This window comes from Alteromonas sp. 1_MG-2023 (assembly GCF_030547075.1).
Classification (GTDB): Bacteria; Pseudomonadota; Gammaproteobacteria; order Enterobacterales; family Alteromonadaceae; genus Alteromonas.
In genome coordinates this window covers 17693-41045 of sequence record NZ_JAUOQH010000013.1, presented here as the reverse complement: position 1 = coordinate 41045, position 23353 = coordinate 17693, and the positions used below count along the sequence as shown (strand labels likewise).

The following is a 23353-nucleotide window of genomic DNA, read 5'->3' as shown; positions in this document are numbered from 1 at the left end:
AAACGTATGACATCAGTGTGGGTGTGAGTGCGGGTAAACTCAAGTCATCCAAGTGCATTTTTTTAGCGTATAAAAGCATAATAAATAAAAAGGCCAAAATATATAAAACCCAAAACATAGAAAGTACAAAACATAGAAAGCTACCGCCAAGTCAGAGGTGACTACATTGATAATTTTTTACGATGGCTACTGCCCGTTGTGTAAAACAGAAATGCGCCATTTACGAAAACGGGATAAAGACGGTGCATTAACCCTTGTTGACATTCAAACACCAGAATTTGCTGCTCAATACCCTGAGTTAGATTGGCACGCGCTCAATGCCAGGATTCACGGGTTATTACCCGATGGCACACTTATAACTGGGCTAGATGTAACCCACCAAGCCTGGAAAGCCGTAGGTGTGGGGTGGCTATATGCCCCTTTGCGCTGGCCTGTTATTCGAATTGTTGCCGATTGGTGTTACCTCAAATTCGCTAAGCACCGCTATACCATTTCGTATTTGTTGACCGGTAAAAAACGTACCTGTGACCGATGTGTGCCTGGCGACATTCAACAGGGATCACCCAGTGATGCGAATGCTGCGCATACTAAAAGCACAGCAGGAGCGAAAAATAATGCGAGTATCAAAAGCACAAAAGGCACAGGTGGCGACAATGACTGATAACCCCAAAGCTGAGCAAAATACTGCTGAGCAAAGCACTGGTACGGTGTATCTTGTAATCGGGGCGTCGGGCGGGATAGGTAAGGCTCTGGTTCATTTACTGGCGAGCGCCAATGCCAGTGAAGGTGAGAACCCTAAAAAGGTAATAGCGCTTAGCCGCAGTGGTTATAGAGACCCTAATTGGCCAAGTAATGTAACGGCAATTCGCTTGCCGGAACACAATGAAGCCAGTATAGCGGCGTTTGTTAAAGACCTTAAAGCTCAAGGTACACGAGTGAAGTTAGCGATTGTCGCTACCGGTGTACTTCATAACGAAACATTGGGGCTTCGGCCAGAAAAACGGCTTGAAGATATTAGTGAAGAAGCGTTAGCAACTTACTTTGCAATCAATAGTACGATGCCCGCTCTATGGATGAAGTACTTGGTGACTGTGATGGTGAAAAAAAGCCCGTCTATTGTTTGTATTAGTGCGCGGGTGGGCAGTATCTCTGATAATAAACTGGGGGGCTGGTATGGATATCGAGCTTCAAAAGCCGCGCTTAATATGTTGGTAAAAACAGCCGCAGTAGAGTACACACGGCGTTTAAAAGAACCACTTTTAATGTGTTATCACCCAGGCACTGTCGATACCGGTCTATCAGCGCCATTTCAGAAAAACGTAAAAGCAAAAAAGTTGTTTACGCCTGAATTTACAGCTAATCAACTGCTTACTCATTTGTCAAAACTGAGTGTATCTCGCCATCTAAATGGCAACGAAAGCTGCCACTTCATTGACTGGGACGGTAAAGTGGTAACTTGGTGATACGCCAATTGCCGCTTTCTGTAAGCCCAATATCAAGACTTTTTATTACACTGCTGTTACCATGCATTTCAGGGAATGGTGCAGTTTTTTGACTCGCTTAAAAAAGGCGAGCAATACGACGTAGTCGACGCCATTAGCACGATGAAATAATTGTAAGTTATCGCCATCCCAGAAAACATAAAAATAAACTCAACAAGAGGAAGGGATATGAGCGGGGCCAGAGAACAGTTCGGATCGCGCATAGGTTTTATTCTAGCAGCGGCAGGATCGGCAGTAGGTATTGGTAACCTAGTGGGTTTTCCTGTTGGCGCAGCAAAAAATGGCGGTGGTGCATTCTTATTGATGTACGCCATTTTTGTATTCGCTATTTGCTTACCTGTGATGTTAGCGGAAATGTCGGTAGGGCGTCATGCCAAAAAAGATCCACTAGGCGCGTACAGTGCAATCAGTGGTAATTCTGGAAAGTGGAAAATCGCTGGCTGGTTAGCCATTGCTACACCATTTATGATTGCGGTTTTCTATATGGTGATCACGGTATGGATTTTCGGTTATCTTTTTGAAACCGTCAGCGGTAATTTAGACACTTTAGCTAACCCAGATACCTTTGGGTTATTTATTAATTCATCGTCTATCTTTGCTTATATGGCTGTGGTTGTCGGTGTGGTTTATCTCATTCTGCAAGGCGGTGTTAAAGAGGGTATTGAGAAAGCAGCCAAGCTGCTAATGCCAGCTCTGTTTGTTATGCTAATTGGCTTAGTAGTGTTTGTACTTACCCAAGAAAATGCCATGGCAGGTGTGAAGTTTTATATCATTCCAGACTTCTCAAAGCTGACCGCAACCGTGGTAAATGGTGCCCTTGCACAAGCTTTTTTCTCTCTATCGCTAGGTATGGGGATATTGATTACCTACGGCAGTTATATCGACAAAAGAGCGGATGTACCTACGTCGGCAAAGTTAGTAGCCATAACCGATACCGCAGTGGCTTTCACGGCCGGCTTGATGATTTTACCTGCTATATTCTCATTCAACCCTGATATTAATCCTGATGAACTTAGTGAGTCATCGGTGAGCATGATTTTCACTTATTTACCTAACATATTTTTAGCGCTGCAAAGCTCTATTGGCTATGTTGGGGCGTCTATCGTGGCAAGCCTATTCTTCTTATTAGTGTTTTTTGCCGCAATTACGTCTTTAGTGTCTATCTTTGAAGTGCCAGTAGCGGCTTTAATGGATGAGAAAGGCGTAAGCAGAAAGTGGGCGTTAGCATCACTTGGCAGCGTAATGCTTGTGCTAGCGGTACTGTGTACCTTGTCATTTGGCAAAGTGGAAGCACTTACGCAGTTCGCCAGCTACGCGGGTGTCGATAAGTCGCTGTTCGACGTTATTATTGACGTGTTTTACGAGACCATTTTGCCATTAAACGGCTTCTTAATTTGTATCTTCGTTATCTATCGTTGGAAGAGTGCAAACTTCAATGCATCCCTTGAAGAGGGAAGTTCAGGCTATCGCGGCGGATGGTTTGAAAAGTATGTTGATGTATCGCTTAAGACCTTTATTCCAGCCATATTATTAGTTATTTTCATCAATACTGTGGCGGTTAAATACTTCGGCGTTAGCCTGTTTGGCTAGTCGCTGTTCTTGACTAGTAGTTATTCTCAGTTAGTTGCTACATTAGGCTAGTTGACGTAAAACGTAAATCAATAATAAGGCGCTCAAATGTGAGTGCCTTATCTGTTTATAAACCTATGCGTGCGACGTCATCATGTCACAACATGCTATTTCACTACACCATGTCATCAGGGTTAGCATAGTCAGGTACTATTCCTAGTAAATCCCAACTTGCTTTTGCATCTATCACTTTGCCCGTAGGCGTTAAATCTGACTCACTAAACGTAGGCGCAGGTATCCCTTTTTTGTTTGCTGCTTGGGTATAGTAGTCACCTCTTTTCGGGTGCTGTAAGCTACATAAGTGATATAAGTTTGTGCGGTTAGCCTTGCTAGTATCACCGTTGCTACTATCAGCCTTGCTACTATCGGTCTTAGTACTAGCGGCCAAAATAAGTGTCTTTAAGGCGGCTACCACATCATGAATATGCACTAAATTAATTCTTTTATTGCCCGCATTCAGGTTTCTGCCACTTAATGAATTTATAGGGTGACGATCTGGGCCTGTTAACCCTGCAAGGCGAACTATCTTAACGTCTACCTTGGCATCCGTTTGTAAATCTAATAGGTGCTGTTCTATCGCAACATGGGCTTTTGCCGACGCGGTCTCAGGCTGGGTACTGGCGTGTTCATTTAACTCATCATTCCTAGTATCGCCGTATACCGAGGTGGTGCTGATAAAGATAATACGGGCCACGTTGGCCGCCACTGCGTTATTAATAAGGGCAAGCATGCTATCGGTAAAATCATTTAACTGGGTATTACGACGACCAGGTGGAATGTTTAGCACCAGTGTTGCGTCGCTAAGCTCTTCACATAGCGCGTTAATGTCGTCCCCCAAACTAAATACCAGGCCTCGAATGCGTTTATTGCTTATTTGCAGCGCTTTTTCTTCGTTTCGTGTGGTGGCAACAATGGAATGTGTTGCTGACATGGCTTCGCCTAAGTAGCGACCCAGCCAACCGTAACCGCATATTACTAATTTATTATTCATAGGGCCTTCGTGGATGAAAAAAGGGCGTGGCAGTAAAGTATCAAAGATACGCCGTAAGGCGCAAAGTAGATTAATGCTGGTTGCTAAATGGTAGGTGCTGGGTGACACCTTTTAGATCATAGTGGCAAATTTTAGGTGATAGGTAAAAAGTGCCGAATGCTAAGAGGTGAGGCTGGAAGAATACCAAAATAATATAAGCTAAAAGAACAAAAACGCTAGCTGGGAAGCTAGCGCTTTAAGGATATTAAACGTAATTTGCATATGGTTTGAACATAGCGGGACGAGGCAGGGCAGGGCAGGGCAGCAACACAGAATCTGTTACAGGCTCGCTCTCTGTTGCAGGCTGACACGGTTACATTTTCATTTCGCCACTGCGCATGTCAATTAAGTCTAAACCACTCAATCCAGGAATGTCGTTCTGCATGTTGTTTTCCGCATAATTTGCTTCTTGTAACACTTCGCACAGCGCGTCGCCTTTCTCTTCAAGTGCTGCGGCTTGAGTTTCAACACGATCTTCAATAGATTCACCAAAGCGTTCCATTTTTGCCTCGAACTCTTCCATGTCTCCACCGTTCCATAGCATTTGCGTACCAACAGCTATAAGTATGCGGCCCATTGATTCACTAATTAGCGACTCGAACTGCGCTTCAAATTCGTCTTCCCAGCTTTCATCGAAAAAGCCTGGTTCGTCAAATTTAGTGGTATCCACTTTGATATTGCCGCTGTCATCATAAAAAGACGTTGCTAACTTGTCGTTAAGCGAAGTAAACATCGTATCAAAGTCTTTGGTAAGTTCATTATCGCTGCCAAGCAGTTCACCGAATACTTCAGAAACGGCGACACTCGCAATCTCTAACCCTTCACTTGCGATATTGAGGGTCATGGGGATTGCAGTATCAATACGGTCGTAATAGGTATTTACCCATCGTTGTTGTTCGTTGTTCAATGCAACACTTTCCCCATTGATAACTAAATTATAGGTGTCATCAATGGTCATTGTAGAACCATTTTGCATATCGATGGTGAGCAAGCCTTGGTAATATTGAAGGTGGCCGTCTAACTCAATGTCGCAACTTGTCTCGAAAGCAAACGCCGGTACGCTAAGTAGTGAAGTAGATACTAGTGCGATTGGAAGTAGTTGTTTAATTTTCATTTTTTAAATCCTATTAACCGTGATGCTGTCGCGAAAATTCTTAGCGTGATAAGTGTCTTAGGTAGTCACACTGCTTTATAACCTGCTGTTGCAACCTCGATGCCATTCTAATAAATTCTTTTATTTCAATGCCTTATGGTTTTGTGACTAGGTTGTAACATTCGCTATTTACCAAAAATTAGTAATTAGCTTAACTATTTGGCATTTTTGACTAAGATCAAAGAGGTAAGAAAAAGAGCGCATTACTCGTATTTAATGCTTTTTGAGGCATGTTCATCTAGATTGATTTCATGCATAATAACGCCAGAAAAATTAAAGGGTTTAGAGAATGACTGATTGGATTAACGCAATTGTATTTGGTGTTGCGCTAATTGCCTTCACTCTGGGGCTTAGCAGCATCGTAATGGGTTTCATGACAGCTGAAACTGGCGCAAAAGGCATGCAAGAAAAAATCGAATACGGTTTCTTCGGTGTGTCAGGGCTAGTGGTATGCATGCTAATGGGTTATGCATTAGCTTAAATATTGATTTCTATAAAAAAACCGGCTCAAGCCGGTTTTTTTATGTCTAGCGTTTATATTTCGTTGCTACACTAGCAAGCGCTAGTCTTGTTCACTCTGGCTCATTTCCATGGCATTGGATAAATAACCCAAATGGCCGTCACGCTGGTAAGCAACTAGGTCAAACAAAGACAGCATGGCCATGACATGATCAAATATATCCGCTTGAACCTTTTCGTATTTCACCCAGTCTTTTTCAATACTAAAACAATATAGCTCTAGTGGCAGTCCAATCTCATTAGGGGGCAGTTGACGTACCATTAATGTCATTTCTTGGTTCACACTTGGGTGTTTTCGCAAATAAGACTCTAAATACGCTCTGAAGGTGCCAATATTGGTTAACTTTCGACTATTCAATAAATCAGACTCATCAATAGAATAGTCTCTGTGGTAAGCACGCAGTTCATTTGTTTTTTTGTCGATATATTCACTGATATAGCGAATTTTAGAGAAGCGCTCAAGCATCTCGGTATCACATAATTTAATAGAATGAACATCAATGTAGACGGAGCGTTTAATTCTTCGCCCACCCGACTCTTGCATTCCACGCCAGTTTTTAACCGCCTCGGTAGTTAAGTTATAGGTGGGCAGCGTAGAAATGGTTTTATCCCAGTTTTGTACTTTAACGTTGGTTAAGCCTATCTCTTTAATTTCACCATCGACTTCGTACTTTTGCATGGTGATCCAATCGCCGGTATTGAACATGCGGTTGGCAGCAATTTGAATCCCCGCCACAAAACCTAATATGGTATCGCGGAAAATTAATAACAGCACCGCGGCGATGGCGGTTAGCCCAGAGACCAGCAGAAGCGGGCTTTTATCAACTATTAACGAAATACTAAATAGTATGGTCAGAATGGCAAAGCCAAGTTTAGTGACTTGAATGAAACCAGTAATAGGCGCACGTTTAGACAACGCAGATGCGTTATACACATCTTCTATCGTACTTAAGATGGCATAAATACCCAATAAGCCACTGTACAGCATGTAAAGCAGTGAGCTTTTAATCAGCAGCCCAAATAGAACGGACTCTTCTTCAATAAGCACAGGAGTGGAAAGAAAGATAAACAGAGCAGGGAATAAATGCATTAAACGGCGGAAGAAGCCGTGCTCTTGCAGCGCGTTATCCCAAATGTTAGTCGTTTTTGATACCCATCGTGCTATTTGAGGGCGAACAATTAGCCTAGCAAAAATATAGATGACAATAGCAATGGTTAAAATTGTACCCAGTGCTAGCGCATTATATAACGGGTCGTGCATAGAGATTGCTGGGAAAAAATCTTTCACTAAATGCATGAAATTATCACGAACAGTCGAACTTACTTCCACAATTACGACTCCAAAAGACGTTTGATACGGTTATCTTTGTTTTTCCAAAGGGTGTTTAACCATTCTTGGAACGTCGTGCGGAATTCGGGTTCACTCAATGTAGAGTGTTGCTGAAGTGCTGGCACGGGGATCACATTAACATCGATAATGATTTTGGTCATGGTGCCACTCAACATGGCCATCATCGGGTGACGTTTGTTTTCAGGGTACAACAATGAAATATCGAGCACGTTGGTAAACAGTTCTCCCATCGCGGCTAACGTAAAAGAAATGCCACCAGCTTTAGGAGGCAGTAAGGTTTCGTACGGGCTCTGTTTTAACTGATGCTTCTGCGGCGTAAAGCGGGTTCCCTCTACAAAGTTAATAACCGTAGTAGGAACATGACGAAACTTCTCACAGGACGCTCTAGTCGTTTCTAAATCTTTGCCTTTTTTCTCTGGATACTTTTCTAAATACGCTTTGGTGTATCTGTGCATGAAGGGCATATCTAACGCCCAAGCACCTAACCCCACAAAAGGAAGCCAAATCAGTTCTTTCTTAAGAAAGAATTTAGGCGCGGGGATGCGGTTGGTCGCAAACTCTATCAACAGCACAATATCTAGGTAACTAAGGTGGTTGGCAATAATCAAATACCACCCGTCTTTTGATAATCTTCCATCAATAGGACGCTCTATGCTTATGTTATTAAACAAGCGAATGAGTAATACACTAAAGCGACCAAAACTGAACAAACAAGCATGCATCAGGCTGTTCCATACTTGGGTAACTTTTCCTGCTGGTAGTATAAGTTTAACTACGCCCAAAAGGATGATTAATCCCCCCCACAACGCAAGATTAAATACTTGAAGCGTAGTATGAATGAGAAAAATAACGGGGGAAAACAAGGTACGGATCATAATGGCTTCTGGGTTGCGTTAATCGATTCTAACTGGTCGTTTTTATCTTCCCAGCGGCTATTCAACCAGCGCTGAAACTGACTTCTTACCTTTGGGTCGTCGAAGTAATTGTCGTTGAAGTAACCGTTCTCTGTGATATCTGTAATGGGGGTGACTTTAATACTCACACGAATATCACGCACCTTTCCGCTAACAAAGTCCCAAAAAGAGGGCACGCCTCTAGGGTAATCAATGGTGACATCAATAAGCTTATGTAATTGAGAGCCCATGGCTGATAGCACAAATGCTACGCCACCCGCTTTGGGTTTTAGCAAATGGCTAAACGGTGAGTTCTGACGGTCATGTTTTGCTTGGGTAAACCGTGTGCCCTCAACAAAATTCATAATGCTGACAGGTTTAGTTCGAAACTTCTCACACGCGATACGGGTCGTTTCCATATCTTTGCCTTTCAGGTGCGGATTTTTCGCTAAGAAAGATTTTGAGTATCGACGCATAAACGGAAAATCGAGTGCCCACCATGCAAGTCCTAAAATAGGAACATAAATTAGTTCTTTTTTAAGGAAGAACTTCAAAAATGGAATTTTTCGATTAAATACACGTTGTAAAACTAAGATATCGACCCAAGATTGATGATTGGCAATTACCAAGTACCAGTCATCAGGGGTAAGTTGTTCGATGCCGGTAACATGCCATTTTGTTCTGCTACTCACTCGCTGATTAAGGTTGTTAATTGAAATCCAAGCGGTTGCACAAGCGTCTAAGATATACGATATAAATCGTCTCCAAGGCGCGACTGGAATGAGTTTGAAAAAAGACAAAATTATGATGGGCGTGGCCCATAAGACCGTATTTAAAAAATAAAAAATTACTGAAATGGTGCCAACCAGATGATGCATTAGGCTTCTTATCATCGTACTTACCTCAAAAATTAGGCACTTAGTGTAAACGAACTTGATTTAAAATCCGATAGACCCTTTACTGTTTGCTATAGCAAAGTGGTAATTTTTTCCAAATTTATTAGTGTACAGGAGTCATTATGCAGCTTATTAGTGAAAATCGCGCATTTGGCGGTAGGCATTTACGCTACAGTCACGATGCAAAAAGTACTGATTGCAGTATGACATTTGCGATTTTTCTGCCCCCATTCGCTTCAGCCGAAAAACCAGTACCGGTTTTATACTGGCTGTCAGGGCTTACCTGTAACGACCAAAATTTCATGCAAAAAGCAGGGGCGATGAAACTAGCTGCAGAGCTTGGTATGGCTATTGTAGCACCAGATACCAGCCCTCGTGGTGAAGGGGTGCCAGATGATGACAATGGCGCTTATGACTTCGGGTTGGGAGCAGGTTTTTACGTGAATGCCACACAAGCGCCTTGGAAGCAAAATTACCAAATGTACAGCTATGTAACCGAAGAGTTGCCAAGTGTTATTGAGCAAAACTTCCCTGTTACTAAAGAGCGCGCGATCAGCGGACATTCTATGGGTGGCCATGGTGCGCTGGTAGTCGGGTTACGTAATCCCAACCGTTATGTGTCTGTTTCTGCGTTTAGTCCAGTGGCGAACCCATCTGATTGCCCGTGGGGTCAAAAAGCACTTAGTCAGTATTTAGGTGATGACCAATCAACGTGGGATGAATACGACGCAGCAAAGATTATTGCAAGTAAGAACCACGCTATTCCTTTGTTAGTAGAGCAGGGTAATAGTGATGAATTTCTTGCAGAACAACTAAAACCTTTGGCGCTAGTGCAAGCTGCGCAGCAATCAGATACCCAGCTAACATTGAACATGCATGAAGGGTACGATCATAGTTATTTCTTTATCGCCTCGTTTATCGAAGATCATCTAGAGTTTCATGCTGGGCATTTAGGGTTAATTTAACTATCTAGTACTAAAAAGTTCAGGGCCTATTACTCGTGCTTTACTTTACTTTTAACGTGTAGCCATTGCGGCGTAACCACCAATAAAATTAGCACGAGGAAAGGCCAGAGTATTGAAGCTAAAGTGCTAAATAACGCATAAGTCATCACGTATCCATACTCGGGTGAATGCTTGTTGTAGGCTATTGTCACAGTATCTCCAGATGATAGTAACCCGCTAGCACTATATGCATGTGAGTTTACCCATATCCAGTGGGAAACGCCCTCTACAAAGTATTCAATTAAAACTTCATGCCTTTCGGGTGTTCTTTGAGATACATTCAAATAAGCTGGGCGTTCTTTTGCAATACTGTATTCAACCACTTCACCTGACACAGTGTCTGCAAATAAGAACGCAACGAAAGCGTCTTTCCCCAAATAAACAATACAAGCGAGCATGACCACACCAATGTACATGGTGACCGTTAGCTGCCTCACTTTTTGTTTATACGTCATAACAATGCTTAACTAACGTATTTTCCCAATTTTCGCTACAAAATCAGTAATGGCCATAGGCTTGTCGAAATAATAGCCTTGCGCGTAGGCGCACGCATTATTGACCAAAAAGGTTTGTTGATCTTGGGTCTCAACACCCTCGGCAATAATACTGATATTAAGGTTCCTCGCTAAGCCTAAGATAGCTTGAATAATGGCTTGGTCGTCGGTGTTAGCTTCTAAATCGCTAACAAAAGAACGGTCTATCTTAAGTTCATCGATGGGAAGCTTTTTAAGGTAAACCAACGAGCTGAAGCCAGTACCAAAATCGTCAATGGAAATAGTAATACCCATAGCACGAAGTTCGTTAAGTAATATAGACACCGTATCTAAGCTATCAATAAAAACGCTTTCGGTAAGCTCTATGGCTAAATGCTTAGGATCAATTGAGCGGCGTTTTAATGATGACTGTATTTGATGCAGTAAAACAAGATCGGTGACTTGTCGACCAGAGATATTGATGGCTAAACGTATATCTAAATTAGCTTCTGTTAACTTTTCTATGGCGTTACAGGCCTCTTCAATTAACCACTCACCAAAAGGGAAAATTAATTCTGTACGTTCTGCTAATGGAATAAAAACATCTGGGGGGATGTAGTTACCATCTTCTGTTTTCCAACGCGCTAACGCTTCACACTTAACAATTTTTCCTGTTTCTAAATCTACGATGGGTTGTAAGAAGAGGGAAAGTTGCTTGTTTTCAATTGCCGCTCGAAGTTTGCCCTCCAACTCAGACATGGCTTGATGTTGGCGATGCAGCATCTCACTGTATACAAGAATAACGTTTTTACCTTGAAATTTAGCAATTTGAAGCGCGATGTCGGCATGACGGAGTAATTTATTCGCTTGGCTGCCGTGTTCAGGGTAGCTTGCAATACCAATATTAATACCAAGGTTGGATTCTGAACCATGTAAAGACGTATAAGTATTTATTAGCTTATTTTTCATATCCTGCGCATAATCTAATGGGCTAACGCCACTGAAGGTATCGGTGCGCTTTACAATGGCAAACTCATTACTGCCGATACGGGCGATAAACCCACTGTTGCCAACAAAGCCTTGCAACCTTGATGCGAAAGATTTGAGAATTTCATCACCGGAGTGATAACCAAGCTTCTCGTTAATTTTCTTAAATTCACGAATGTCGATTATGAATTGGGTGAAGTTAACTTCTTCTTTAACCAATTTTTGTACATAGCTATTAAAGAAATTACGGTTTGCTATTTTGGTCAGTGAATCCATGCCGGTGGCCGACAATACGCTTTCTTCTTTATTGCGAATGTGGCTGATATCGGTAAGTAGGTACACCCAGTGGGTAAGCTCGTTATCTTGAATAACCGGGTGAATGGTAACTTGTAGCCAAACTTCATAATTATCCGTCGGCTGCCAGTAGAGCTCTCCCTGCCATGCAGAACGTTTCTCAATGAGGGTAGGAAGAAAGGTGTCTGGCACACTAACATCTTCAAGTAAGTTCTCAAGCCTATCGGCGCTACTATTTGATTTATTGCAGAAAAGCAGTTGCCTTGCGGATCTATTATCTAACACCGTTTCACGGTCTTTATTTAAAATAACTACACCCGTTTCTAAATGGTGTATGGCTTGTTTAATCGGGGGAACTAATTTTTCGTAATTTTTGTTTTTAAGCAGGGTTTTGTCTAAACGCTGACGAATGTATTCATGCTGACCTACTATTTCGTGGTGGCTTAAGAGTAATTCACGGGCAACTTGTAGTGTTTTTTGTTTTTCTTCGTATTGGCTTTCTACATTTTTCACCACTAAAAAATGCTCGCCTTTACCACTGTTAATCGCAAGGGCTTCTAAATGCACTAACTCACTTTCATCTTCTTCCGTCCAAAAACCTGAAGATAAAGTAAATACGTTGTCGCTTTGCCAAATTTCATTGGCATCTGTCATGAAGTCATTTAAAAAAAGGGAAGAAATAGCGTCTTGTTTAACCACATTGTCAGCGTCAAGGCAGACTATTTTAGGTAACCAAGTTACGTCAGGCGTTAGGCACTGAAGCCCCGTTGTGCTCTTAAATATTGCGCAGTCTGTAATGCCAAGCGCGTTGAGAAGATGTATATCCATATCTTACCCCTACCAAAACGCAATCGTACTGAAGAGAGTTTCAACATTTTCACCGGTTTTCGCACTGGTTTTTGTCAGTGATGTAAATTTTTTAGCATAAGACGCGAGTTCTTCCTCACTCCAATGCCAGCTAGATGGAAGGTCAGTTTTATTTACCACAAAAAATGCCGGAATATCTGGGTAATGCTCTTTTGCCATTTCGAGGATTTCAATACCTTCTAAAAGCGACTGTGAGCGGGTTTGATCGACCACGATGATATAGGCGCTAGCCCCACGTAAATAGCGAGGATTAAAGCCACAATACCTATCGATACCCTCTAAGTCCCAGAGTAAAAGCTGCACACCTCTACCGTCCTGATTAACTTGTTTCTTGTCAATTTTTACGCCGATTGTCGTTTTATATTTTTCGGAAAAAATGCTTTCAACAAATTGTTTAACAAGGCTCGTCTTCCCAACTCCTGTCGGGCCTAAGATACATACCTTTTTTTGAATCACTGTGCGTTGACCTCTGATGTCTGCGAGTCAGATAGCAAAACGTTAATAAATACAGTTCGTCCCATTGAACCCTCACTTAACGATAACTGGCCAAGCCCCATTGGAAAGAGAATGCTAGGGTCGACCTTCATAGGTAGCAGTGCATCTTTAACATTGTTAGCTCTTAATTTACTTAATGCCATATTTCGGGCTGGGCTACCTGAATTGTCGCTAGCACCCAAAATAAAGACCGCGACTGACAGATTAAGCTGCTTCGCAAGTGCCTGCAACTGGAGCAGCTCTTTCCCAACGCGTTCTAACACGGCTATTTGTCCAGAATCTAGGTTCTCTTGGGCAATTGCAAATGTTAAATGCGTTGATGATATTCTTGCTACCAACTCTTTTATTATTACAGCATCAATTTCATCAGTATTCGCGCTGATGCTATCAGCAATATCAATTCCAGTCAGATTCGGCTTGAACTGTGCTACCCCGGGAATTGCTCGCAGTTCTCGTGTAAATTCACCCAATTCATTAACCGCCAATGTGCCGCTCAAAAATAAAGCATCGCTTTCATCATACGACGCTGTAATACCAGCAGTGCCAGCAATTAATGCCGCTATTTTGTCTCTGACGACATTTTTCTGTAGCGATACAAATGCTTCTTCATGAATAAGCACTTTGCTAATTTCGATATCTTTATTTTCTAACCATTCCAACGAGCTTTGCATATGAGGGTCGCGCAATAAGCGAATCTGCACCTTTCCATCTTTAACGGCAGTATCGGTAAGTACAATGCCAGGAGGAGGCGTGAGATCGCGTATTGAATTTTGAAGTATTGATAAATCTATTCTTAAGAACACTAAATAACCCAAGAGTAGAATAACAATAGCAATAATAACACCGCCAAGGAGCCGCTTTTTCTCACCTTTTTCATCATCTTTTTTTGCACTGATCAGGCAGTCGTTTAATAGGGTTTCACAACCGGCAAAGGGGGCACTATCGCCTTGATACTCTAGTAGCGGCACTTGATAAAACTGATGAAATTCTTCTAGCGCCTGTTGCAAGCGGCTACGAATATCAGGCGGGACACTGCCGACAACGGCGGCAACCAATATGGCCTGAGGGCCTATTTTTATAAGCAACGTAAAGTCGCCGGTTTTAATTTCACCTAGTTCGTTTTCGGCTTCATTTTCTTGTGACTGAAATGCATCAGCAACGAAGTCATTAATGGCAACCAGCATTGATGAAATAAGGTCGGCATCTTTGCTGCGCTCCGGATCAGAAGAAATTGTATGTAGCAAAGTACCGGTTTCTCGGTGAATCACAAACAGTTGCTGAACTTGATATTGATATACTTGAGATGCGACGTAGTCAGAATACCTGACACCGGATTGCCACGCTTTAAAACGCCATGATACGCTTTTAGGACTAAGGCTGTTTTCTATCAGCGCGTTAGTTCGCTCTACAAAATCGACTAGAAACGACGACACCGCTTTTCGAACTAATGTTCCAACAAGGGGGTAGAGTGTTCCTACAATTTTGTCGCTGTTTGCTTCTATAGAGCGATGGAGCGACTTTTCCACTAACGGCACCAGCACTTTATTAACCGAGCCGTCTTTATTTTCCCTTTCGTGCAATGCTTCAGAAACAATACCGCCTACCACTTCCTTGGCATCGCGCTTCAAGATTTCCTGAACATATTTGTCATCCTGACCGAGTATTAATGCTCTGATTTTATCCAGAGAATGATCTCTCGATTCAGGAAGGGGCCCATTGTCTTCCATTAACTACTACTGATCGGTCGCTAAGTTAGACGCCATGGTAGAAAGCAAATTAGCCAGTGTTTTTCTATCAGTTTTCGTTTCTGACAACTCACTCGTTACCTGCTGTAGACGCTCTAATAATTCTTGATGGCGTTTACTGAATACACTTTCCAGAGAATCCAGTTCTTTCACCACATGGGCTTCAAGGGTATCGTTATCATTTTTGGCAGACGTTTCCGCTATTTCAAGTTCCGACTGCAATTTATCTGTGGTGGCTTTAAGTTGATTTTGTACGTTGTTATTTGCGTTATTCGAACCTTCAAGTTTCTGGGATAAGTCTTGAACTTGGTTATCGATAAGCTTTCGAATATCGTTGAATTGAACTTCTAGCTGGTTATTTAATGTAGCGAAGTTGTCATTTATGCGAGATTCTAAGCTGGCTAGGTCGGCCTTGAATGCTCGATTAGTTTGACCAAAAAGTATTTCTCTCAACTGAGTGAGTTCATCAGCTGCTTGAGGAACTTCGGCTTCCACGTTTTTCGATGGTTTATTTGCCATGCAAAAATCTCCCTTAGGCATAAACATAACTGCGTTTACATCAAACCGTTGAAATGGGCTTTGAAATTAAACCCATTAAACTAAAATTAGAATATTTTTCATCCTTTTACTTACCATATCTTGTATCGACCTGCTTGGGAATAACACATTAGTTCTAAATAAGTTTTATGGTTTAGTAGCAAAGGATGCTGTTAATGTAGGCAATCAGCTTTAACCTTTGTCATTACAGTAGTAAAATAGCGCTATACAGCGATAGTGTTTATAGACTTAAGTATTGGTCTTAAAACAAGGAAACGCTACTTGTCTATACAATATTGAGGTTACTTTTTTGTCTTTCGCTCCGCTAAACCGTAAATTTTCCATCGCGCCAATGCTTGATTGGACCGATCGTCATTGTCGTTACTTTCTTCGGTTACTTTCAAAACATTCTTTGCTATACACCGAAATGGTAACCACGGGGGCGATTATTTATGGCAAAGGGGACTATCTCGGATTTAACCAAGAAGAACATCCTGTAGCTTTGCAACTTGGTGGTAGTAACCCAGAGCACATGGCGAAATGTGCGGTACTTGCTCAAGAACGCGGCTACGATGAAGTGAATATTAACGTGGGTTGTCCGTCTGATAGGGTGAAAAACGGCAGCTTTGGTGCGTGTTTAATGGCGCAACCAGAAATTGTGGCCGACAACGTTAAGGCTATGCAAGCGGTAGTGGACATCCCGGTTACGGTTAAATGCCGAATTGGTATCGACGATATGGATGAATATGAAGATTTTGCCCGCTTTATCGATATAGTCGCTAATGCTGGTTGCGATACTTTTATTGTTCACGCGCGCAAAGCTTGGCTGCAAGGGTTGAGCCCAAAAGAGAACAGAGATATTCCTCCGCTGAATTACCCTAGAGTTCATATGCTAAAAGAGGCCCACCCGGGACTTTCTATTAGTATTAATGGCGGTGTTAAAACACTAGCCGATACTCAAGAGCAGTTGAAATACGTTGATGGCGTAATGATGGGCAGAGAAGTGTATGCCAATCCTTATATTCTGGCCAATGTAGATGCCGAGATTTTTGGTGACGAATCTGTTCACCCTATTAGCCGCCGTGATGTCGTACTTAAAATGCAGCAATATATAGAAGCGTGTATTGCGCGTCAAAATGACCCTTATTTTAAGCCGTGGCATGTTGCAAGGCACATGCTTGGGTTATATCAAGGGCAAGCGGGAGGCCGTATATGGCGTCGCTACTTGAGTCAGAATGGCACGGGTAAGTCTCCCGATCCGCACTTACTAATGAATGCATTAGACGCGGTAGAGGCTGCTCAGCAGGAAATTAGTGATTACAACGCCCAAAAAGCGGCGAACAATATTTCCTGATACTGCGTGTAAGCATCTAAGTGGTCAAATACACTAATTCACTTAATGTATTTGACCAAAGCTTGGTGTTGTATGAAAAGTGCGCTATTGGACACATGTCGCTCAATTTTTAAAAATCATATTAAAATCAAACTGTTATATTTATATTTCCTAGATGGCACGAGTTTGGCTATCTATTAATCAAAGCAATAGCGAAGGGCTGTTGCAGTGATTAACATCAAGGGAAATTATGAAAACTTCACTTTTAGCAGCATCAATCTTATCTATCACTTTATTTAGCACAGGCGCGAATGCGCAAGAATCAATCCTTCAGTCAATATTGACAAATATGGTTGATCACGCCGTAAGTATCACTACCAATGAAGTAAAAGCAAATGTGTATCAAACGGTTGCAAATACGGCATATCACTTTGAATTAGAAGGTGAAGCCACAACAGGGAAAGTACAAGTTACTGATATCGCGGCTACATCAGATACGGATGTTAACCAAGATGATAACAGTGCTGAGTAAGCCTTTACCTGTTACACCCTATTTAGAGAAGGCGACCTATAAGGTCGTTTTTTTTTGCGCCAATTTTAGGTTATTCATTAGGTTACTTATTTTAGGTGGTTCAATTATGGGGCTAAATTTTCGAGCTCAAAATTCCACAAGCTCAATTTCTTGATCTCAATTCCACGAGCTCTATTCAGTGAGCTAACGGTAATGAGCTTAGTTCAGCAAGCTAAATTCAAAAAGCTATCTCACTTTTTTGCTGGTTAAATTGACGAATTTCAGGTGGTTAAATTCACTAAATAATTGGTTTTAGTAAATGCTTTATTACTTTGAAAAAGTAAAGATTTTTATTTTTACAATATAAAACAGCTACTTAATAGTTTGGCACGGCACTTGTAATACTTAATGTAGGAAACGTAAAAACGAAATCAAAGCAAACAAAAGTAATCAAGTAGCTACAAGCAACAAGGTTGGGGTCAACAAAGTTAGTCGCCAACAGTAGCATGGCCACTGGCTAGAACAGGTTACTAATCACAATGAAACGGAGAACCACAATGGGTATGTTTTCAAGAATTAATGACATCGTGCAAGCTAACTTAAACGCCATGTTAGACAAGGCAGAAGATCCAGAGAAAATCATTCGTCTTATTATCCAAGAAATGGAAGAGACGCTAGTTGAAGTACGTACCGATGCAGCACGTTACTTAGCGAACCAAAAGACATTAGCTCGTCATATGGCATCAGCTGAAAAAGATATAAATGGCTGGCAAAATAAAGCGCAGCTTGCCATGAATAACGACCGAGAAGGCTTGGCGAAAGCCGCCTTAGTAGAGAAACAAAAATACGTTGCGAAGCTTAACGAGTTAAAACAACAACATGGGCAACTCGCGGAAACTATCGAAAAAATTCAGATTGATACAAGCCGCTTGAATAGCAAGTTAAGCGAGGCCAAGCAGAAGCAGAAATCACTGGTAAGCCGTAAGCAAACGCTAGAAACCCGTCTTAAAGTGAAAAGCGTAGATAGCAGCACCAAGATTGATGATGCCATGAGTCGTTTTGAGCATTACGAACAACGTATCGATAGCTTAGAAGCGCAGGTTGATGCCTACAACCTAACTAAGCATAGCGATGGTGCAACATCCTTGGCCGCTGAGTTCGAGGCGCTAGAAACAGATGAAATCATAGAGAATGAGCTAGCTGCCCTTAAAAAGCAAAACGTAGCTTAAGTGCTGCGTACAACCCTAAGCAAATCTGAAATGAATTAGAGGAAATGAAAAATGAAAATGCCATCACAAAAACGTATTTATAGAGATTTAGACAGCGCGGTCATTTCAGGTGTTTGCGCGGGCGTTGCACGTCACTTAGAAGTAGATCCAATTTGGGTTCGTATTGGTGCTGCCGCAGCACTTATTACGATGCCCGCTATTGCTATTGTGGCTTACTTTGCTGCTGTTATGCTATTACCAAGGACGGTGTAATGAAAAACTTTCTTATTGCTATAGTTCTGGCTGTGATTTTAGTTAACTGTTTGGGGAGTGTATTCAACGACTGGTTTGATATGCATATTACCATGTCAGATCAATTGCTCAGCCCGTTGGAAAACATTGCTGCGCTATCTGTCATAGGTGTTTTGTTGGCGGTAGTTGGTTTTGTAGTTGCAGTGAGTGTGCTGGGTACAATATTGCTGGCAGTGGGTGCCGTCTTTTTGGCATTATTAGCTGCAGGTATTGGCGCATTTTGGCCCATCGTTGTTCTTGCTATACTTATTTATGCAATGAAAGGTAATACAAAGCGTGATCAACACCAAAATAGCCCTGTATGATGACTATAAGTTTATTTAAGTTGTGTTATTAGGCTGTTAAATGGTGATATAACTGCAACCGTCATAAAGGTTTAGTAATTCTCGCGTATTTATAATTAGTTATACATTGCCGGTTAAGTCCGGCTTTGTGTCATTTGAAAGGAAGGTTGGCATTGATATGAGAAAATCAATAAGCACAAAACGAATAGCCCTTGTCATTGCAGTGTTGTTTCTGATTTTTTGGTTAATAGGTTTGTATTGGAGCATGGCTCCAGACGCCTATGACGTTAAAAAGCGAGTGGCGCAACAAGCACAAAATATTAATCCAGAAAACGTGGCCGGCTATACGCTTACTGCAACCATGATTGATGTCTCTGAAACCTTACTAGATAAGCCTGGTGGTTACCTGTCGAACGATGTGATGCCTCCGGGTGTGTTCTTAGATAATATGCCTTCTTTTGAATTTGGCGCGTTGGAAATGATTCGTGACCTTGCGCTCTCTATGCGTAAAGACTTTAGCCGTTCGCAATCTCAATCGTTAGAAAACCCTTATCTTACTAAAGCGCACCCTAAATTTAACATGGATCATAAAAGCTGGATGTTTCCGTCGTCTGAGTCTAGTTACCGAGACGGAATAGAGCTTCTTAAGCTTTATCGCGATCAGCTTGCGAACCCGCAAAATTCTGACAGCCAATTTTATTCCCGTGCTGATAATTTACGTGAGTGGCTTAAGCAAGTAGAAAAGCGTTTAGGCAGCTATTCTCAGCGTTTAAGTGCTAGCGTTGGTTCTGCAAGAATTAATACAGATTTAGCCGGCGATTCTAAAGCGAAGCAGTCTACGTCGATAGCGCAGCAGCGCACCGTTAAAACCAGTTGGTTCAAGTTAGATAATAATTTTCATGAAGCGCGCGGAGCGACCTGGGCGCTGCTACACTTCCTTAAAGCGGTAGAAGTTGAATTCTACGACGTGTTAGAAGATAAAAATGCATTGGTTAGCTTGCAGCAGATAATTCGTGAGCTTGAAGCAACTCAGCAGTCTGTGTTCAGTCCTGTTATTCTAAATGGCAGTGGCTTTGGCATGCTGGCTAACCATTCGTTAGTGATGGCGAACTATATTTCTCGCGCTAACGCTGCTTTAATTGAACTTTCAGAACTTCTCAGTCAAGGATAACAAATGAAAAAGTGTCTATTGGCAACCCTAGTGGGTTGTGCTCTTTTCTCCGCATCTTCACATGCAGACACAATTGCAGGAGTGTACGCAGGTGCACAAGTTTGGCAAACCGATACTAGTGGTGGGTTTGCTGATAATTCATCTACCGCCGACTTTAATTTCGATGATGAAACAAACACCGCGCTTTATGTGGCGTTCGAACACCCGTTGCCGTTTGTGCCTAACGTTAAGATAGGGCATACCACCTTAGATAACTCGGGTACTACTACGCTAAATACTAACTTTACCTTCGATGGCGACCTGTACACCGCAGATAGCCAAGTCGATACCATTATTGAGTTAGACGCTACAGATATTATTTTGTATTACGAACTGTTCGATAACGACTTAATTAGCTTCGATGTAGGTTTAAATGCCAAGTACATCGACGGCGCGTTTTCAGTTTATGATACGGCCAGCGATACGCAAGGCTCGGGTGATTTCTCAGGTGTTGTGCCAATGGTGTACTCTAAAGTACAGGTTGGCTTGCCGTTTACGGGCTTAGCGGCTTATGCTGAAGGGAGTTATTTGTCGTTTGATGATCACGAACTCAGTGATTACCAAGTGGCTGTGACCTACTCATTTATAGAAAGTCTCGCGGTTGATATGACCGTTCAGGTTGGCTATCGCAAAGTGACAATGGATATTGAAGATCTTGACGATATCTATGCAGACATGGAATTTGATGGCGCGTTTGCAGGGTTAGAAGTTCACTTCTAATTATTGCCAGCATCTACCTGATAAACAAAAAAACCGACATGTGTCGGTTTTTTTGTGTCAGCGCCGTTGCGCTAGTGGCCAAACTTAACCCTTATACCGGCGTTAGCAATGAAGCCATCGTTGCGAGACCATATATCAGTGGTCCATTGCCCACTGGCCGCGCGGCTAGGCAAAAGCAAAGGATGTTCGTCGGTTTGGCGCACATTCAATAGGTTTTCTAAGTTGATGAAGTAGCTAATGCGGCCCAGAGTGATTTCTCCCATTAGGCCTAAATGCCAGTAAGGTTTAGTCTCGTCGATATACGGGTTATCGTTCAAGCGCTGTGAACCTGTGTAATAGGCTTCAAACCCCGTTCTGAAACTACCATGCTGCTCCCACATAGCCACAAAACCTGCAGAATGACGAGGAGTGAGTGCTATCTCTTGTCTACCTTCACCAGTATCTGACACTTCACTTGCATCAACGTACAGGTAACTCGCGGTTAGCTTTACGTCGCGCCAGTAATAACGTACCAAAAACTCGGACCCACGAATTTTACTTTCACCCTCAGCATTCACCAACCTGACTCGGTCTAGTTCACTGGTCCCATTACTTGAAAAAGCTTCTAGTTCGGTAACGTTATCAACGTTTGAACCAAACAAGGTTAAGCTAGTTTCAATGTTGCCCAGCGTATAAGTGACATCAAGAGAAGCGGTTTCTGCCTTTTCTTCTTCCAAATCTTCAATACTAGCCAAGCGAGATAGTCCGGCGGCTTCTATTTCTTCAACAAAGGGAGTAGGGGCAAAGTAGCCCTGACCATAAGACCCTCGTACCGTAATATCACCGGGGCGGTAGAGTAATGAAACTCTAGGGCTGAACTGGGTACCGAACTCGTTATGTTCGTCTACTCGGGCGCTAAGCGAGGTGGTAAGGATGTCGGAAAGTTCGTAGTCGAACTGAGTGAAAATACCGGGAACCTGGTAATCGTAATCAAACTCTGGGTAGATGTGTGAAGTGAAAACCTCTGATTGATAGGCAATGCCTACTACCCAGTCACTTTTATCTGTGTATCCAGCCAGACTGGTTTCGGCTAAATAGCTCTCGTGTTCATCATCGTCAAAATCGTTCCCATACGTGTGTTCATGGTCTTGCAGCATAGCCGAACCGCGGGCATTAAAGGTAAGATTGTCGAATACTGGTTTAGTGAACACAAAACCGCCATCGATACGCTCAGAATCTTGTGTTTGCGCGAACGCTTCTCCATTGGCAACGGTTGCTCCCTCTAACGTACCGCCTTCACGTTGCTCTGTCATAAAACCAGTAGTGACATAAAGGGTTTCGCCATCTTCACCTTCCCAAAAAAGACGAGGGCGAGCGGTGTAGCGCTCATACCCTGCTAAATCAATCCAGCCGTCGCCATCAATATCTTGCTCATGTTGATAGTGCGCGCCTGCGGTAATCGACATTTTTACCGAATCGTTAATGGGGGATTCGAAATAGGTAGTGAGATCTTGGCCGTCTCGCGTGGTGGCATTAAGTAACGTCTCACCACTGAATTCATCGCCTGGTTGACGCGAGACTAAATTGATCACGCCGCCTAGCGCGGAGCCACCGTAAAGGGAAGAGGCAGACCCTTTAATAATTTCGATGCGGCCCAAATCGGTTGGCGGTATTTGAAGCAAGCCAATAGAGGCGGCTTGGTTGCCATAAAGTGGTAAACCGTCTGCTAACAGTTGGGTATAACGACCATACAAACCTTGCAGCCTAATATTAGCACTGCCTAACGCAGGAGAGGTGGTTTGCATTCTTACGCCGCCGGTTTCAGCAACCAGCATGGAGATATTGCCTGGGCGCATTGCGGCTTTTTCTTCAATTTCTTCGCGGTTTATAAGTTCAACGCGAATAGGTTGTTCATCGGCTATACGGCCAGAACGAGTCGCTTGTACAACAATTTTCTCAACCTCGTCGTGATGGTCTTCATGTTCTCCATGCTCTTGATGTGCTTGTTCGTCGGACTGTTGTTTATTGTGCTCAGATTCATCGAGCATGGGGTCATCGTGCTCATCTTTTTGCTCCTCATTATTAGATTGCAAATCTGAGTGCTTAAAAGAGTCAGCATGACTAGATGAAATTGCGCTAAGAAAGAACAGAATAATTAACGAGACATTTGATCTGAAAAAAGAAAATATAGACATAAGACATAGATTAAAGAATTTGTGTTATTAGACCATATTTGAATGCTCAGGTCTCTACGAATTCTTCATAAAATATATTTATATATTAATTGCTTACGTATCTTTTTATTTACTTTTTAAAACGCTTTTTTAGCAAGAGTTATACTTAAAACACTGTTAGATTTAGCTTAATGTTCTCATGTTAGATGTCTGGCTATGGGTTAAATTAGACAGTTATAGTGCCTAT

General features: G+C 42.3%; 22 protein-coding genes and 1 pseudogene. 12 read left to right on the top strand and 11 right to left on the bottom strand.

The window, feature by feature from the left end; translation table 11 throughout:
- Nucleotides 1–166 precede the first annotated feature (166 nt).
- The 3 genes and pseudogenes from Q4561_RS14140 to Q4561_RS14130 all read left to right on the top strand — a co-directional run.
- Nucleotides 167–547, top strand: a pseudogene (locus Q4561_RS14140) (thiol-disulfide oxidoreductase DCC family protein); the annotation flags it as partial.
- 106 nt (nt 548–653) lie between these two features.
- Nucleotides 654–1463, top strand: coding sequence for an SDR family NAD(P)-dependent oxidoreductase (locus Q4561_RS14135; RefSeq protein ID WP_303461366.1), 810 nt, complete (start codon nt 654–656; stop codon nt 1461–1463).
- Nucleotides 1464–1670: 207 nt separating this feature from the next.
- A complete protein-coding gene (locus Q4561_RS14130) occupies nt 1671–3092 on the top strand; it encodes a sodium-dependent transporter (protein WP_303461365.1) in 1422 nt (473 codons plus the stop codon).
- A gap of 154 nt (nt 3093–3246) precedes the next feature.
- On the opposite strand, the gene Q4561_RS14125 is transcribed toward Q4561_RS14130, so the two are convergent.
- The gene (locus tag Q4561_RS14125; RefSeq protein ID WP_303461363.1) at nt 3247–4122 is read right to left on the bottom strand and encodes an NAD-dependent epimerase/dehydratase family protein; all 876 of its coding nucleotides are present in this window, start codon (nt 4120–4122) and stop codon (nt 3247–3249) included.
- 352 nt (nt 4123–4474) lie between these two features.
- Entirely contained in the window at nt 4475–5275 is an 801-nt protein-coding gene (locus Q4561_RS14120; protein WP_303461361.1) for a DUF2884 family protein, read from the bottom strand.
- A 328-nt stretch (nt 5276–5603) separates the two neighbouring features.
- Between Q4561_RS14120 and Q4561_RS14115 the strand changes: the two genes are divergently transcribed.
- The gene (locus tag Q4561_RS14115) at nt 5604–5795 is read left to right on the top strand and encodes a hypothetical protein (RefSeq protein WP_303461360.1); all 192 of its coding nucleotides are present in this window, start codon (nt 5604–5606) and stop codon (nt 5793–5795) included.
- Between the two features lie 81 nt (nt 5796–5876).
- On the opposite strand, the gene Q4561_RS14110 is transcribed toward Q4561_RS14115, so the two are convergent.
- From Q4561_RS14110 to Q4561_RS14100, 3 genes are read right to left on the bottom strand one after another with little or no spacing between them, the layout of a single operon-like run.
- On the bottom strand, nt 5877–7163 hold the full coding sequence (locus tag Q4561_RS14110; protein ID WP_303461358.1) for a mechanosensitive ion channel family protein: 1287 nt from the start codon (nt 7161–7163) through the stop codon (nt 5877–5879).
- Nucleotides 7164–7165: 2 nt separating this feature from the next.
- Nucleotides 7166–8059: an acyltransferase gene (locus tag Q4561_RS14105; RefSeq protein WP_303461357.1), complete on the bottom strand. Its 894-nt coding sequence runs from the start codon at nt 8057–8059 to the stop codon at nt 7166–7168.
- Entirely contained in the window at nt 8056–8970 is a 915-nt protein-coding gene (locus tag Q4561_RS14100; RefSeq protein WP_303461355.1) for an acyltransferase, read from the bottom strand. The genes Q4561_RS14105 and Q4561_RS14100 overlap by 4 nt, the downstream gene beginning before the upstream one ends.
- 125 nt (nt 8971–9095) lie before the next feature.
- Here Q4561_RS14100 and fghA point away from each other — a divergent pair, with 125 nt between their 5' ends.
- Nucleotides 9096–9938, top strand: coding sequence for an S-formylglutathione hydrolase (fghA, locus tag Q4561_RS14095; RefSeq protein ID WP_303461354.1), 843 nt, complete (start codon nt 9096–9098; stop codon nt 9936–9938).
- Nucleotides 9939–9967: 29 nt separating this feature from the next.
- Here fghA and Q4561_RS14090 read toward each other — a convergent pair whose 3' ends face one another.
- Genes Q4561_RS14090 through Q4561_RS14070 form a run of 5 tightly spaced genes read right to left on the bottom strand, consistent with a single transcriptional unit; the run spans nt 9968 to nt 15357 of the window.
- A complete protein-coding gene (locus Q4561_RS14090) occupies nt 9968–10432 on the bottom strand; it encodes a hypothetical protein (RefSeq protein ID WP_303461352.1) in 465 nt (154 codons plus the stop codon).
- A gap of 12 nt (nt 10433–10444) precedes the next feature.
- Nucleotides 10445–12559 carry an EAL domain-containing protein gene (locus Q4561_RS14085; protein WP_303461350.1) on the bottom strand — a complete coding sequence of 705 codons (2115 nt, stop codon included), beginning with the start codon at nt 12557–12559 and terminating at the stop codon, nt 10445–10447.
- A 9-nt stretch (nt 12560–12568) separates the two neighbouring features.
- Nucleotides 12569–13054, bottom strand: coding sequence for a Rab family GTPase (locus Q4561_RS14080; RefSeq protein ID WP_303461348.1), 486 nt, complete (start codon nt 13052–13054; stop codon nt 12569–12571).
- Nucleotides 13051–14820 carry an OmpA family protein gene (locus Q4561_RS14075; protein WP_303461347.1) on the bottom strand — a complete coding sequence of 590 codons (1770 nt, stop codon included), beginning with the start codon at nt 14818–14820 and terminating at the stop codon, nt 13051–13053. Before Q4561_RS14075 ends, Q4561_RS14080 begins: the two co-directional genes overlap by 4 nt.
- Nucleotides 14821–14826: 6 nt before the next feature.
- On the bottom strand, nt 14827–15357 hold the full coding sequence (locus Q4561_RS14070) for a hypothetical protein (protein ID WP_303461345.1): 531 nt from the start codon (nt 15355–15357) through the stop codon (nt 14827–14829).
- A 328-nt stretch (nt 15358–15685) separates the two neighbouring features.
- On the opposite strand from Q4561_RS14070, the gene dusA reads away from it, so the two are divergent.
- The 7 genes from dusA to Q4561_RS14035 all read left to right on the top strand — a co-directional run bounded on the left by dusA (nt 15686) and on the right by Q4561_RS14035 (nt 20953).
- Nucleotides 15686–16729 (top strand): tRNA dihydrouridine(20/20a) synthase DusA, encoded by a 1044-nt coding sequence (gene dusA / locus Q4561_RS14065; protein WP_303461344.1) that lies wholly within the window; start codon nt 15686–15688, stop codon nt 16727–16729.
- Between the two features lie 229 nt (nt 16730–16958).
- Nucleotides 16959–17240, top strand: coding sequence for a hypothetical protein (locus Q4561_RS14060; protein ID WP_303461343.1), 282 nt, complete (start codon nt 16959–16961; stop codon nt 17238–17240).
- A 536-nt stretch (nt 17241–17776) separates the two neighbouring features.
- A complete protein-coding gene (gene pspA, locus Q4561_RS14055; RefSeq protein WP_303461500.1) occupies nt 17777–18448 on the top strand; it encodes a phage shock protein PspA in 672 nt (223 codons plus the stop codon).
- Nucleotides 18449–18499: 51 nt separating this feature from the next.
- Nucleotides 18500–18700 (top strand): PspC domain-containing protein, encoded by a 201-nt coding sequence (locus Q4561_RS14050; protein ID WP_303461341.1) that lies wholly within the window; start codon nt 18500–18502, stop codon nt 18698–18700.
- Nucleotides 18700–19044 (top strand): hypothetical protein, encoded by a 345-nt coding sequence (locus Q4561_RS14045; RefSeq protein WP_303461339.1) that lies wholly within the window; start codon nt 18700–18702, stop codon nt 19042–19044. The genes Q4561_RS14050 and Q4561_RS14045 overlap by 1 nt, the downstream gene beginning before the upstream one ends.
- Nucleotides 19045–19201: 157 nt before the next feature.
- The gene (locus Q4561_RS14040) at nt 19202–20194 is read left to right on the top strand and encodes a DUF2333 family protein (RefSeq protein WP_303461338.1); all 993 of its coding nucleotides are present in this window, start codon (nt 19202–19204) and stop codon (nt 20192–20194) included.
- Nucleotides 20195–20197: 3 nt separating this feature from the next.
- Entirely contained in the window at nt 20198–20953 is a 756-nt protein-coding gene (locus Q4561_RS14035; protein WP_303461336.1) for a TIGR04219 family outer membrane beta-barrel protein, read from the top strand.
- A 71-nt stretch (nt 20954–21024) separates the two neighbouring features.
- Here Q4561_RS14035 and Q4561_RS14030 read toward each other — a convergent pair whose 3' ends face one another.
- Nucleotides 21025–22980, bottom strand: coding sequence for a TonB-dependent siderophore receptor (locus Q4561_RS14030; protein ID WP_303461498.1), 1956 nt, complete (start codon nt 22978–22980; stop codon nt 21025–21027).
- Between the last annotated feature and the right edge of the window lie 373 nt (nt 22981–23353).

Bases quoted from the DNA above. Each gene is read 5' to 3' on its own strand.
- Q4561_RS14135 (WP_303461366.1), top strand. From the start codon at position 654: ATGACTGATAACCCCAAAGCTGAGCAAAATACTGCTGAGCAAAGCACT.
- Q4561_RS14085 (WP_303461350.1), bottom strand. From the start codon at position 12,559: ATGGATATACATCTTCTCAACGCGCTTGGCATTACAGACTGCGCAATA.
- pspA (WP_303461500.1), top strand. From the start codon at position 17,777: ATGGGTATGTTTTCAAGAATTAATGACATCGTGCAAGCTAACTTAAAC.
- Q4561_RS14090 (WP_303461352.1), bottom strand. From the start codon at position 10,432: ATGACGTATAAACAAAAAGTGAGGCAGCTAACGGTCACCATGTACATT.
- Q4561_RS14060 (WP_303461343.1), top strand. From the start codon at position 16,959: ATGAAAACTTCACTTTTAGCAGCATCAATCTTATCTATCACTTTATTT.
- Q4561_RS14050 (WP_303461341.1), top strand. From the start codon at position 18,500: ATGAAAATGCCATCACAAAAACGTATTTATAGAGATTTAGACAGCGCG.
- Q4561_RS14070 (WP_303461345.1), bottom strand. From the start codon at position 15,357: ATGGCAAATAAACCATCGAAAAACGTGGAAGCCGAAGTTCCTCAAGCA.
- Q4561_RS14125 (WP_303461363.1), bottom strand. From the start codon at position 4,122: ATGAATAATAAATTAGTAATATGCGGTTACGGTTGGCTGGGTCGCTAC.
- Q4561_RS14115 (WP_303461360.1), top strand. From the start codon at position 5,604: ATGACTGATTGGATTAACGCAATTGTATTTGGTGTTGCGCTAATTGCC.
- Q4561_RS14045 (WP_303461339.1), top strand. From the start codon at position 18,700: ATGAAAAACTTTCTTATTGCTATAGTTCTGGCTGTGATTTTAGTTAAC.
- Q4561_RS14040 (WP_303461338.1), top strand. From the start codon at position 19,202: ATGAGAAAATCAATAAGCACAAAACGAATAGCCCTTGTCATTGCAGTG.
- Q4561_RS14120 (WP_303461361.1), bottom strand. From the start codon at position 5,275: ATGAAAATTAAACAACTACTTCCAATCGCACTAGTATCTACTTCACTA.
- fghA (WP_303461354.1), top strand. From the start codon at position 9,096: ATGCAGCTTATTAGTGAAAATCGCGCATTTGGCGGTAGGCATTTACGC.
- Q4561_RS14035 (WP_303461336.1), top strand. From the start codon at position 20,198: ATGAAAAAGTGTCTATTGGCAACCCTAGTGGGTTGTGCTCTTTTCTCC.
- Q4561_RS14100 (WP_303461355.1), bottom strand. From the start codon at position 8,970: ATGATAAGAAGCCTAATGCATCATCTGGTTGGCACCATTTCAGTAATT.
- Q4561_RS14075 (WP_303461347.1), bottom strand. From the start codon at position 14,820: ATGGAAGACAATGGGCCCCTTCCTGAATCGAGAGATCATTCTCTGGAT.
- Q4561_RS14130 (WP_303461365.1), top strand. From the start codon at position 1,671: ATGAGCGGGGCCAGAGAACAGTTCGGATCGCGCATAGGTTTTATTCTA.
- Q4561_RS14105 (WP_303461357.1), bottom strand. From the start codon at position 8,059: ATGATCCGTACCTTGTTTTCCCCCGTTATTTTTCTCATTCATACTACG.
- Q4561_RS14030 (WP_303461498.1), bottom strand. From the start codon at position 22,980: ATGCTCGATGAATCTGAGCACAATAAACAACAGTCCGACGAACAAGCA.